Source organism: Spiribacter halobius, from assembly GCF_020883455.1.
Taxonomy (GTDB): domain Bacteria; phylum Pseudomonadota; class Gammaproteobacteria; order Nitrococcales; family Nitrococcaceae; genus Sediminicurvatus; species Sediminicurvatus halobius.
Window position 1 is genome coordinate 2,246,716 of the sequence record NZ_CP086615.1, and the last position, 11,513, is coordinate 2,258,228.

At 70.7% G+C, this 11,513-nt stretch carries 13 protein-coding genes; 11 read left to right on the plus strand and 2 right to left on the minus strand.

Annotated elements, in window-relative coordinates:
- Window positions 1–49 precede the first annotated feature (49 nt).
- From ispD to truD, 3 genes are read left to right on the plus strand one after another with little or no spacing between them, the layout of a single operon-like run.
- The gene (gene ispD, locus LMH63_RS10210) at window positions 50–763 is read left to right on the plus strand and encodes a 2-C-methyl-D-erythritol 4-phosphate cytidylyltransferase (protein ID WP_109677609.1); all 714 of its coding nucleotides are present in this window, start codon (window positions 50–52) and stop codon (window positions 761–763) included.
- Complete coding sequence (gene ispF, locus LMH63_RS10215; RefSeq protein ID WP_109677697.1) at window positions 763–1,245, plus strand: 2-C-methyl-D-erythritol 2,4-cyclodiphosphate synthase; 483 nt, start codon at window positions 763–765, stop codon at window positions 1,243–1,245. Before ispD ends, ispF begins: the two co-directional genes overlap by 1 nt.
- Complete coding sequence (truD, locus tag LMH63_RS10220; protein ID WP_109677611.1) at window positions 1,242–2,288, plus strand: tRNA pseudouridine(13) synthase TruD; 1,047 nt, start codon at window positions 1,242–1,244, stop codon at window positions 2,286–2,288. Before ispF ends, truD begins: the two co-directional genes overlap by 4 nt.
- A 125-nt stretch (window positions 2,289–2,413) precedes the next feature.
- Here the strand turns inward: truD and LMH63_RS10225 are convergent, their stop codons facing one another.
- Window positions 2,414–2,950: a Smr/MutS family protein gene (locus LMH63_RS10225; RefSeq protein ID WP_109677613.1), complete on the minus strand. Its 537-nt coding sequence runs from the start codon at window positions 2,948–2,950 to the stop codon at window positions 2,414–2,416.
- A 124-nt stretch (window positions 2,951–3,074) separates the two neighbouring features.
- Between LMH63_RS10225 and surE the strand changes: the two genes are divergently transcribed.
- From surE to rpoS, 5 genes are all read left to right on the plus strand, one after another.
- Entirely contained in the window at window positions 3,075–3,824 is a 750-nt protein-coding gene (surE, locus tag LMH63_RS10230) for a 5'/3'-nucleotidase SurE (RefSeq protein ID WP_109677699.1), read from the plus strand.
- Window positions 3,824–4,486: a protein-L-isoaspartate(D-aspartate) O-methyltransferase gene (locus tag LMH63_RS10235; protein WP_109677615.1), complete on the plus strand. Its 663-nt coding sequence runs from the start codon at window positions 3,824–3,826 to the stop codon at window positions 4,484–4,486. Before surE ends, LMH63_RS10235 begins: the two co-directional genes overlap by 1 nt.
- A complete protein-coding gene (locus tag LMH63_RS10240) occupies window positions 4,483–5,067 on the plus strand; it encodes a YqaA family protein (RefSeq protein WP_109677617.1) in 585 nt (194 codons plus the stop codon). Before LMH63_RS10235 ends, LMH63_RS10240 begins: the two co-directional genes overlap by 4 nt.
- A complete protein-coding gene (locus LMH63_RS10245) occupies window positions 5,064–5,867 on the plus strand; it encodes a peptidoglycan DD-metalloendopeptidase family protein (protein WP_109677619.1) in 804 nt (267 codons plus the stop codon). Before LMH63_RS10240 ends, LMH63_RS10245 begins: the two co-directional genes overlap by 4 nt.
- Window positions 5,868–6,026: 159 nt before the next feature.
- Window positions 6,027–7,007, plus strand: a complete 981-nt coding sequence (gene rpoS, locus LMH63_RS10250) for an RNA polymerase sigma factor RpoS (protein ID WP_109677621.1) — start codon at window positions 6,027–6,029, stop codon at window positions 7,005–7,007.
- 189 nt (window positions 7,008–7,196) lie between these two features.
- Here the strand turns inward: rpoS and LMH63_RS10255 are convergent, their stop codons facing one another.
- Window positions 7,197–7,568 (minus strand): Mth938-like domain-containing protein, encoded by a 372-nt coding sequence (locus LMH63_RS10255; protein ID WP_308443938.1) that lies wholly within the window; start codon window positions 7,566–7,568, stop codon window positions 7,197–7,199.
- Between the two features lie 196 nt (window positions 7,569–7,764).
- Here LMH63_RS10255 and alaC point away from each other — a divergent pair, with 196 nt between their 5' ends.
- Genes alaC through thrC form a run of 3 tightly spaced genes read left to right on the plus strand, consistent with a single transcriptional unit; the run spans window position 7,765 to window position 11,511 of the window.
- Window positions 7,765–8,997 (plus strand): alanine transaminase, encoded by a 1,233-nt coding sequence (gene alaC / locus LMH63_RS10260; protein WP_109677624.1) that lies wholly within the window; start codon window positions 7,765–7,767, stop codon window positions 8,995–8,997.
- A 4-nt stretch (window positions 8,998–9,001) separates the two neighbouring features.
- Entirely contained in the window at window positions 9,002–10,312 is a 1,311-nt protein-coding gene (locus LMH63_RS10265) for a homoserine dehydrogenase (protein ID WP_109677701.1), read from the plus strand.
- Between the two features lie 59 nt (window positions 10,313–10,371).
- On the plus strand, window positions 10,372–11,511 hold the full coding sequence (gene thrC / locus LMH63_RS10270; RefSeq protein WP_109677626.1) for a threonine synthase: 1,140 nt from the start codon (window positions 10,372–10,374) through the stop codon (window positions 11,509–11,511).
- The last annotated feature ends 2 nt before the right edge of the window (window positions 11,512–11,513 follow it).

Genomic DNA, 11,513 nt, shown 5'->3' on the forward strand with positions numbered 1-11,513 from the left:
CACCGGCTCGATCGCCTGGCCGGCTTTCGCCGCCCCATCGGTGTGAGCGATGCGGGCTAGGGCGCTGTGGGCGGTGGTGGCCGCCGCCGGTGGCGGCGAGCGCTTCGGCAGCGATCTGCCGAAGCAGTATCAGGTGCTGCACGGGCGCAGCGTGCTTGGCTGGTCGCTGCAGGCGGTGCGGGGAGCGGCGCCGCTGCAGGGGCTGGCTCTGGTGCTGGCGCCGGGTGACGAGCACTGGCGTGCCCTCGACGAGCCTGCGCTTGCCGGGGTGATCGCCTGCCGGGGCGGGACCACGCGGCAGGCCTCGGTGGCGAACGGGCTCGCCGCCCTGGGCGAGGCGGGCGCCGGAACGGACGACCTGGTGCTGGTGCACGATGCGGCGAGGCCCTGCGTGCGGACCGCGGACATCCGCCGCCTGATCGAACGCGCCGGCGATTCGCCGGACGGCGGGCTTTTGGCCGCGCCCGTGCGCGACACGCTCAAGCGCGCGGCGGGCGAGCAGGTGCAGGCCACGGTGCCCCGCGGGGGCCTGTGGCAGGCCTTCACGCCGCAGCTCTTCCCCTTCGACAGACTCCGGCGTGCCCTCGCTGCGGCAGCGGAGCAGCCGGTCACCGACGAGGCCGAGGCGATGGAGCGGGCCGGGGCCAGGCCCCGGCTGGTGGAAGGGGCCGTGGACAACATCAAGCTCACCTATGCCAGCGATCTCGCCCTGGCGGCGGCGATTCTTGCGGCCCGCGAGGCCGGGGCAGAGGAGGCGCCGTGATCAGGGTGGGTCAGGGCGTCGACGCCCATCGTTTCGCCGCGGACCGACGGCTGGTGCTCGGTGGGGTGACCATTCCCTACGAGCTCGGCCTCGCCGCCCACTCCGACGGCGACTGCGTCATGCACGCCGTCACCGACGCGCTGCTCGGCGCCATCGGGGCAGGTGACATCGGTCAGCACTTCCCGGATACCGACCCCGCCTATGCCGGGGTGGACAGCCGGCGTCTGCTGCGGGCGGCGGTGGCGCTTGCCCGCGAACGGGGCTGGGCCACGGTGAACATGGACGCCACCATCATCGCCCAGCGCCCGCGGCTCGCGGACCACCTGCCCGCCATGCGCGATTGCTTCGCCGCGGACCTCGGCATCGAGGCGGAGGCGGTGAACCTCAAGGCCACCACCACGGAGCAGATGGGCTTCACCGGTCGCGGCGAGGGGATCGCGGCCATGGCGGTGGTGCTGGTCGCCCGCACGGACGCTCCGTGACCGGCCCTCCGGCGGCGCGGCTGCTGCCCTGCGCACGGCCTCCGGCCCACGGGGCAGCCCTTGGTACCGCGCGGTTGCGCAGCCAGCCGGCGGACTTCCGGGTCCGCGAGCGGCTCGGCTTCGAGGCCGACGGTGAGGGGCCGCACCTGCTGCTGCGGATCCGCAAGACGGGTCTGACCACGGACGAGGCCATCCGCGCTATCGCCGCGGCCTGGGCGGTGCCGGCGCGGGACATCGGCCATGCCGGGCGCAAGGACCGCGATGCGGTCACCGAGCAGTGGCTGACGGTGCCCTGGCCCCTCGCCGGCGCGCTGCCCGCTCCAGGGCGGCTGGCGGGTGGCCTCGAGCTGCTCGAGGCCGCCCGGCACCGGCGCAAGCTGCGGGTGGGGGCCCTCACCGGCAACGCGTTCCGCCTCGTGCTGCGCGAGGTGGCAGCCGCACCGGCTGCCGTCGACCGGCGCCTCGCTCGCCTGGTCCGGTACGGCGTCCCGAACTACTTCGGCCCGCAGCGCTTCGGCCGCGGCGGCGCCAACGTGGACAAGGCCCTGGCCTGGATGCAGGACCGCCTGCGGGTGCGCGGCCGCGGCCAGCAGGGCCTGCTGCTCTCCGCGGCGCGGTCGGAGTGCTTCAACCGGGTGCTGGCTGCCCGTGTGGGGGAGGGCAGCTGGGACCGCGCCGGACCGGATGACCTGATGGTGCTGGACGGCCGCGGCAGCCTGTTCGCCGCGGCGGACGAGGCGCCGGCAGCGCTTGCCAGGCGCACGGCACGCCTCGAGATCCACCCCACCGGCCCGCTGCCCGGCAGCGCCGGCCCGGCCCCGGGCCCCGCCGTCGCCAGGCAGGAATCCGAGGCCCTCCGCGGTCTGGAGCCCCTCGTCGACGGCCTCCAACGCCGCCAGGTCACCGCCGCCCGCCGCAGCCTGCGCCTGCGGGTCGAACGCCTCGCCTGGCACTGGCCCGAACCGCACACCCTGGTGCTCGAGTTCGGGCTAACGGCGGGGGGATACGCGACGAGCGTCGCTGCGGAGCTCTTCGAGCTCTGAGTGGCAAGTCGCAAGTTACAAGTTACAAGTTACAAGTGCGGCTGTGGGCGGGGCGCGTCGAACAGGCACATCCGGCCCTTGCAACTTGAAACTTGTTACTTGCCACTGCTGCTGGGCCGGCCGTCTCACGGCCGGCCCAGCAGCACGTACACCGCGCCAGTGCCCCCGTCGACAGGTCGCGCCGAGCAGAAGGCGAGGACGTCCTCGCGCTGGCGGAGCCAGCGGTCGACCTTGTGCTTGAGCACAGGGCCGGTGTTGGGGGAGCGGCGGCCCTTGCCGTGGATGACGCGGACGCAGTGCAGCCGGCGATCGCGGCAGTCGTTGAGGAAGTCGGCGAGTAGCCGTTTGGCGGGGTCCACCGTGAGGCCGTGCAGGTCCACCTCGGCCATGACGCTGTAGTGTCCGCGGCGGAGCTTGCGCAGGGTGCGCCGCTGCACGCCCGGGCGGGCGTAGGCGATGGCCTCGCCGAGCTCGGCGCCGAGGCCGTGGTCCGCGCTGGGCTCCAGCAGCTCCCGGAGTACGGCGCGATCGTCGGCAAGGCGCTGTCCCGGCACCGGGGCGGGGCGCCGGCGGCCGGTGCTGGCCTGGGGCCGTCGGCGCAATGGCCGGACATCCTGCATGGCGGCGCGGAACAGGGCGCGGTCCGGATCGTCGTCGTGCATGGCTACCTCGCGGGCTCCATGGTAACGGACCGTGTGACGCCGTGCAGGGTTCGCGCCGCGGGCGTCTGTCAGGGCACTGGCAGATCGGTATAGTAGGGCGCGCCCGGGGCCGGAGAGAGGGATGATGCGGATACTGGTCAGCAATGACGATGGCTTCAGCGCTCCCGGCATCGGCGTGCTTGCCGAGGCCATGGCCCACCTCGGGGAGGTGGTCATCGTTGCGCCGGAGCGGGACCGCAGCGGCGCGAGCAACTCGCTGACGCTGGACGCGCCGATCCGGGTTCGCCGGGAGGGCGAGCGGGGCTACCGCGTGGAAGGCACCCCCACGGACTGCGTCCATCTCGCCATCACGGGACTGCTCGACCACGATCCTGACATGGTGATCTCGGGGATCAACTCGGGGGCCAATCTGGGTGACGACGTCCTCTACAGCGGCACCGTGGCGGCCGCCATGGAGGGGCGTTTCCTTGGTCTGCCGGCGGTGGCGGTGTCCCTGGCGAGCTTCGACCCGCAGCACTACGAGACCGCCGCCCGGGTGGCAACACTGCTGGTGGAGCGGCTGCGGGAGGACCCTCTGCCGGCGGACACCATACTTAACGTCAACGTGCCGGACCGGCCCTGGTCAGAGCTGGCCGGCTTCGAGGCCACCCGGCTCGGCCAGCGCCACCGGGCGGAGCCGGTGGTCCGCTCCGAGGACCCTCGCGGCCGGCCCATCTACTGGATCGGCCCGCCAGGGGTTGAGCAGGACGCCGGCCCGGGGACCGATTTCGATGCCATCAACCGTGGCTGCGTCTCGGTGACGCCGATCCAGGTGGACCTCACCCGCTATCGGGCCCTCGATCAGGTGGCGGGCTGGATACAGGGGCTCGGCTGATGAACCCGCGCAACGTCTCCGGCATTGGCATGACCTCCCAGCGCACCCGCGAGCGACTGGCCCGGCGCCTGGGTGATGCCGGCATACGGGATGCGCGGGTGCTCAACGTCATCCGTCACGTCCCGCGCCACCTGTTCGTGGACGAGGCCCTGGCCTCCCGTGCCTACGAGGACACGGCGCTGCCCATCGGCCACGGGCAGACCATCTCCCAGCCCTTCGTAGTGGCGCGCATGACGGAGCTGCTCATCGAGCACCGGCTGCCGCAGAAGGTGCTGGAGGTGGGGACCGGGTCCGGCTACCAGGCCGCCGTGCTGGCGGCGCTGGTGCCCCAGGTGTTCACCATCGAGCGCATGCGCGCCCTGCACGAGCGCAGCCGTCGCCTGTTCCGCGACCTGCGCCTGCACAACATTCGCCAGCGGCTGGGCGACGGCTACGCCGGCTGGCCCGCGGAGGCGCCGTTCGAGGGGGTCGTCCTCACCGCCGCGCCGGAGACGATCCCGCAGACGCTGTTCGAGCAGCTCGCCGAGGGCGGCCGTCTGGTGGCCCCGGTGGGGCCGCCGGGCGTCCAGGAGTTGCGGGTCTATGTGCGAACCGCCGACGGCGTGGAGCAGCGCGCGGTGGAGCGCGTGAGCTTCGTGCCCATGCGCGAGGGACTCGAGTGACGGCCGTATTCACCCCGCTCTATGACCGCGTGCTCCGCTGGTCCGGGCACCCGCGTGCCCCCTGGCTGCTGGGGGCGCTGAGCTTCGCCGAGTCCTCGTTCTTCCCGGTGCCGCCGGATGTGATGCTTGCGCCCATGAGCCTGGCGCGCCCGCGCCGGGCGCTCTGGCTGGCCACGCTCACGACCGTCAGCTCGGTGCTCGGGGGGCTGCTCGGCTACGCCATCGGAGTATTCGGGCTGGAGCTGGTGCTGCCGCTGATCGTGGAGCTGGGGCAGATCGAGGCCTACGAGGCCGCACGTGAGTGGTTCGCCGCCTGGGGCTTCTGGGTGGTGCTGGTGGCGGGCTTCTCGCCCATCCCCTACAAGCTCTTCACCATCGCCGCGGGCGCGATGGCGGTGCCGCTGCTCCCGTTCGTGCTGGCCTCCCTGCTCGGGCGCGGCGCGCGCTTCTATCTGGTGGCATCGCTGGTTGCCTGGGGCGGGCCGCGGCTGGAGCCCTGGCTGCGGCGCTACATGGAGCGTATCGGCTGGGCCTGCGTGGTGCTGCTCGCCGCCGCGCTGGTCTACACACGCCTGGCATGAGTCCCGTTTCGGGCCAGGCGCGCGGCGGCAAGGGCAGGCTCACCGTGCTGCCCGCGCTGCTGCTCCTGCTGCTGCTCGCCGGCTGCGCCGAGTTCGAATATGGCAGTCAGCTGCCCCGACGGGGCAGCGCCGGGCCGCCGCCGACGGTCTACGAGGTCCGCCGGGGCGACACCCTGTACTCCATCGCCTGGCGCCACGGCCTTGACTTTCGCCGCGTCGCGGCCTGGAACGGCATCGGCGCGCCGTACCGGATCTATCCCGGCGATCGGCTGCGGCTGCGACCGCCGCCAGGCGGCGGGCCGCGCGAGACGGCGAGCGGCAGCTCGAGTCGACGCCCGGAGAGCGCACCAGGCAGCCAGCGCCAACCCGAGTCCCGACCCGAGACCAGCAGCCGTGCGGCCTCGTCACCCGCGCCCGCGGGCACGGGAGAGGTGAGCTGGCGCTGGCCGCTGGAGGGCCGCATCGTCCGTGGCTATGACGCGAACAACGCCGGCAAGCGGGGTATCAGCATCGCCGGGGAGCCGGGCGCTACCGTGCGCGCCGCGGCCCCGGGGCGGGTCGTCTACAGCGGCAGCGGCCTGCGCGGCTATGGCAACCTCGTCATCGTCAAGCACAACGCCCGCTACCTCACCGCCTACGGCTACAACCGGGAGCTGCTGGTGGGCGAGGGCGACGACGTGGGCGCCGGCGATCCCATCGCCCGGCTCGGCAGCGGGCCGAACCGCGATGGCGAGCTCCACTTCGAGATCCGGCGCGACGGCGAGCCGGTGAACCCGGAGCGTTATCTGCCCCGTCGCTGACCGGCGACGCTGCGCCGTTGCGTTCGGTCGACGAGCGGGCATATATTGAACCCGAAACAAGAAAAACGGCCACGGGATCCGGCGGCCGGTGTTGCACGCCGGCCATGTGGCAGGGCCTTGCCCGACGGAGGCAGCATGGCGAAAAAGCAAGCGGTTCGGATGGCCTCAGACGTAGCGGCCGCGGAGCCCGATCTGCTCGAGGACGAGCTGATCCTCGAAGCCGACGACGGCGAGGCGGGGCGTATCGCCAGCGCCGAGCCCGAGCCTGAGCCCGCCGAGTCTGCCCGGCGCACCGAGAGCTACGAAAGCACCCTCGATGCCACCCAGCTCTATCTCAACGAGATCGGCTACTCGCCGCTGCTGAGCGCAGAGGAAGAGGTCTACTACGCCCGGAGGGCGCAAGCTGGCTGTGCCGCCTCGCGGCGGCGGATGATCGAGAGCAACCTGCGCCTGGTGGTGAAAATCGCCCGCCGCTACATGAACCGCGGCCTCGCCTTTCTCGACCTGATCGAGGAGGGCAACCTGGGCCTTATCCGGGCCGTGGAGAAATTCGACCCCGAGCGCGGCTTCCGCTTCTCCACCTACGCCACCTGGTGGATCCGGCAGACCATCGAGCGCGCGATCATGAACCAGACGCGCACGATCCGCCTGCCGATCCACGTGATCAAGGAAATCAACCAGTACCTGCGCACTGCCCGGCAGCTGGTGCAGCGTCTCGACCACGAGCCGACCGTGGAGGACATCGCCCGGGCCATGGACCGCCCGGTGGAGGATGTCCGCCGCATGATGGGCCTGAACGAGGGCGTCACGTCGGTGGACGTCCCCATCGGCAAGGATGCCGACCGCGTCCTGCTCGATGCGATCCCTGACGAGACCAACCCCGATCCCTTCTCCGCCCTGCAGGAGGAGGACGTGGTCGGCCATCTCGACCAGTGGCTCCAGGAGCTCTCCGAGAAACAGCGCGCCGTCGTCGTCCGCCGCTTCGGCCTCCACGGCCACGAGAAGGCGACCCTGGAGCAGGTGGGCAACGAGATCGGCGTCACCCGCGAACGCGTCCGCCAGATCCAGATCGACGCCCTGCGCCGGCTGCGGGAGGTGATGGAGCGGGCGGGATACTCGCAGGACACGGTATTCGGTTAGCGGGCGCGTGCGCGCGGTTCAAAGTTCAAGGTTCAAGGTTCAAAGACTTCTGCCGAATGTCAGTGCCTTGCATGAGCTCGCGGAGGGTGTCTTTGAACTTTCAACCTGAAACTTTGAACTCGAGCCTACGGCTCGCGCTTTGAACTTTGAACCTGAGACTTTGAACTCGCAGCGCTGATCGTGGAGCCGTCAGGACGGCTCCACGATCAGCGCTGCGACGACCTTCCGCCCCTCCGACATCAGGATGTTGTACGTCCGGCAGGCGGAGGCGGTGTCCATGACCTCGAGGCCGATGCCGCGGGAGATGAACGCGAGCATGAGCTCGCGTTGCGGGAACTGCTGGCGCTCTCCGGTGCCGAGCAGCACGACCTCCGGCTCGAGCTCCAGCGCGGTGTCCAGGTGGGATGCGGTAAGCTCCTCGAGGCGCTGGGGGGCCCACTCGCTGATCAGCGTATCCGGGCTCAGCACCAGGCTGGTGGTATAGACACCCTGATTCACCTGGATCCGGCCAGGGCCGTAGCTGCGAACCTGGTAGGCGCCCTCGCCGCTGTCCATGGTCATCTTCATGCCCGCACGATAGCGCCGGTCCGGACCGCGCGGCAACAGACTCGATTGACAGCGGCGGGGGTGCCCATTAGCTTTCGGGGTTTGTCGCCCGGGATGGGGAGCGGCCCCGAACGGCCGCGTCGGTGTGTGTCCCCGTCCTGGTGCCCCCGCGCCCGGCCCCGTGATCGCAAAACCTATGCAGAGGCCCGCCTTGAACGAGGAATTCCAGCGCATCAAGCGCCTGCCGCCCTATGTCTTCAATATCGTCAACGAGTTGAAGGCGGCGGCGCGAGCGCGGGGCGAGGATATCGTCGACTTCGGCATGGGCAATCCGGACCTGCCGACGCCGAAGCACATCGTGGACAAGCTGGTGGAGGCGGCGCAGCGCCCGGACACCCACCGCTACTCCATGTCGCGCGGCGTGCCGCGGCTGCGTCGGGCGATCACGCGCTGGTACCGGAGCCGCTACGACGTCGAGCTGGATCCGGAGAGCGAGGCGATCGTCACCATCGGCTCGAAGGAGGGGCTTGCCCACCTGGCGCTCGCCACCCTCGGCCCCGGCGACGCCGTGCTGGTGCCGAACCCCGCCTATCCGATCCATCCCTATGGGGTGGTGATCGCCGGTGCGGACATCCGCCACGTGCCGCTGGTGCCCGGGGGCGACTTCTTCGAGGAGCTGGAGAAGGCGATCAAGGACACCTGGCCGAAGCCGAAGATGCTGATCCTGAACTTCCCGGCCAACCCCACGGCGCAGTGCGTGGAGCTGGAGTTCTTCGAGCGGGTGGTGGCCATCTGCCGCGAGCACGGCATCTGGGTGGTGCACGACCTGGCCTACGCGGATCTGGTCTACGACGGCTACCGTGCGCCCTCCATCCTCGAGGTGCCGGGGGCGAAGGAGATCGCGGTCGAGTCGTTCTCCCTGTCCAAGAGTTACAGCATGCCCGGCTGGCGCGTGGGGTTCGTCTGCGGCAACGAGAAGCTCGTGGCCGCGCTGGCGCGGATGAAATCCTACCTCGACTACGGCATGTTCACGCCCATCCAGGTGGCCGCGATCCACGCCCTGGAGGGGCCGCAGGAGTGCGTCGAGGAGGTCCGGGATACCTACCGGGCGCGTCGCGACGTCCTCTGCGAAGGGCTCAATGCCGCCGGCTGGGCGGTGGCGAAGCCGAAGGCGACGATGTTCGTCTGGGCGCCGATTCCCGAGCCCTATCGCGAGATGGGCTCCCTCGAGTTCTCGAAGAAGCTGCTGCAGGATGCCAAGGTGGCGGCATCGCCCGGCATCGGCTTTGGCGAGTATGGTGACGATCACGTCCGCTTCGGCCTGATCGAGAACCAGCACCGTACCCGCCAGGCGATCCGCGGGATCAAGCAGATGCTGCGCCGGGACGGGCTGGGGCCCAGCTCCGTCGCCGGACTCGAGGTCGGCAATGAACAAGGGGGGTGAGAACTTGCAACCGGTGAAGGTGGGGCTGCTCGGCCTCGGTACGGTCGGCGGCGGCACGGTCAATCTGCTGGCGCGCAACGGGGACGAGATCACCCGTCGCGCCGGGCGTCCGGTGGAGGTGGTGCATGCGGCGGCACGCCACCCGGAGCGGCCGCGTACCTGCAGCACCGAGGGTATCCGGCTCACCAGCGACCCGTTCGAGGTCGTGGACGACCCGGAGACCGAGATCATCGTGGAGCTCATCGGCGGCGAGGGGCTGGCGAAGGAGCTCACGCTGCGCGCCATCGACCGGGGCAAGCACGTGGTCACGGCGAACAAGGCGCTCATCGCCCTCCATGGCAACGAGATCTTCGCCCGTGCCCGGGAGCGCGGCGTCACCATCGGTTTCGAGGCCGCCGTGGCCGGTGGCATTCCGATCATCAAGGCGGTGCGCGAGGGACTGGTCGGCAACCGCATCGAGTGGCTCGCCGGGATCATCAACGGCACCGCGAATTTCATCCTCACCGAGATGCTCTACGCCGGGCGCGAGTTCGGCGAGGTGCTCGCCGAGGCCCAGCGCCTCGGCTACGCGGAGGCGGATCCCACCTTCGACGTGGACGGTATCGACGCCGCGCATAAGCTCACCATTCTTGCCTCCATCGCCTTCGGGATCCCGCTCCAGTACGACAAGGTCTACTGCGAGGGCATCGGCCACGTGAGCCGGGAGGACGTCGAGTACGCCCGCGAGCTCGGCTTCCGGATCAAGCACCTGGGCATCTGCCGCCGCGACGAGGACGGCATCGGTCTGCGGGTGCACCCGACGCTGCTGCCGGAGCGCCAGCTCCTCGCCAACGTTGACGGCGTGATGAACGCGGTCATGGTCAAGGCCGACCCGGTGGGGCCGACGCTCTACTACGGCGCGGGCGCCGGTGCCGAGCCCACGGCCTCCGCCGTGGTCGCGGACCTGGTGGATGTGGTGCGGGAGTTCACCCTGGAGCCCGAGAACCGGGTGCCGTACCTGGCCTTCCAGTCCCACTCGCTCTCGGACGATCCGGTGCTGCCCATGGAGGCGGTGGAGACTGCCTACTATCTGCGCATGCTCGCCAAGGACCAGCCGGGCGTGCTGGCGGAGGTCACCCGCATCCTGGGCGACTCCGGCATCAGCATCGAGGCGATCATCCAGAAGCAGCCGGGGCCGGGGGCCGAGGACGTGCCCATCATCATCCTCACCCATCGGGTGCGGGAGTCGCAGATGAACCTCGCCTGCGAGCGGATCGAGGCGCTGGAGGCGATTCAGGGGCAGCTCACGCGCATGCGGGTCGAGACGCTGGCCTGACGGCCGCGCCGCCGCGACCGACCGCCCGGGGACCGCTCCATGATCATTAAGGAAACACGATGCCGTTCCGTGCGCGCTACACCGGCCTGATCAACAAGTACCACGACCGCCTGCCGCTGGCGGACGACGCGCGGGTGATCAGCCTCGGCGAGGGCAATACGCCCCTGATCCGGCTCAACAACATCCCGCGGGATCTCGGGCGGGACGTCGACCTGTACGTGAAGTTCGAGGGGCTCAACCCGACGGGGTCGTTCAAGGACCGGGGCATGACCGTGGCGGTGACCCAGGCGGTCTCCGCCGGCAGCCGCGCCATCATCTGCGCCTCCACCGGCAACACCTCCGCCTCCGCCGCGGCCTACGCCGCCCGCGCCGGCATCCGCGCCTTCGTGCTCATCCCCGACGGCAAGATCGCCATGGGCAAGCTCGCTCAGGCCATCATGCACGGCGCCGAGGTGCTGCAGATCCGCGGCAACTTCGATGCCGGCATGCGCATCGTGAAGGCCATGGCCGAGCAGGCACCGGTGACCATCGTCAATTCGGTCAACCCCTATCGGCTGCAGGGGCAGAAGACCGCCGCCTTCGAGATCGTCGAGGAGCTGGAGCGGGTGCCGGACTACCACTGTCTGCCCGTGGGCAATGCCGGCAACATCACCGCCCACTGGATCGGCTACAGCGAGCTGGCGCTCAGCCATGGCGATGCCGCCACCGCCGCCTGCAGCTTCTGCAGCGGCCGGTGCCGCTACAACTGCGGCATCGTCCGCGAGCGTCCGGTGATGGTGGGCTATCAGGCCAGCGGCGCGGCGCCGTTCCTGCGCAACGCCATGGTGGACGACCCGGAGACCGTGGCCACCGCCATCCGCATCGGCCACCCGCAGAGCTGGGACTACGCCTGGGCGGCGAGCCGCGAGTCCGGCGGCTGGTTCGACGAGTTCCCGGACGAGGCCATTCTCGAGGCCCAGTACCAGCTCGCCGCCCGCGAGGGCGTGTTCTGCGAGCCCGCCTCCGCGGCCTCGGTCGCGGGCGCCATGCGGGACATCCGCAGCGGCCGCATCCCGGAGGGCAGCACGGTGGTCTGCACGCTCACCGGCCACGGCCTGAAGGACCCGGACGTGGCCCAGCGCCATGCCGAGGCCGCCGTGACCACGGTGGATGCCACCAGCGAGGCCGTGCGCGACGCGATCCTCGGCAAGCTCGACTGAGC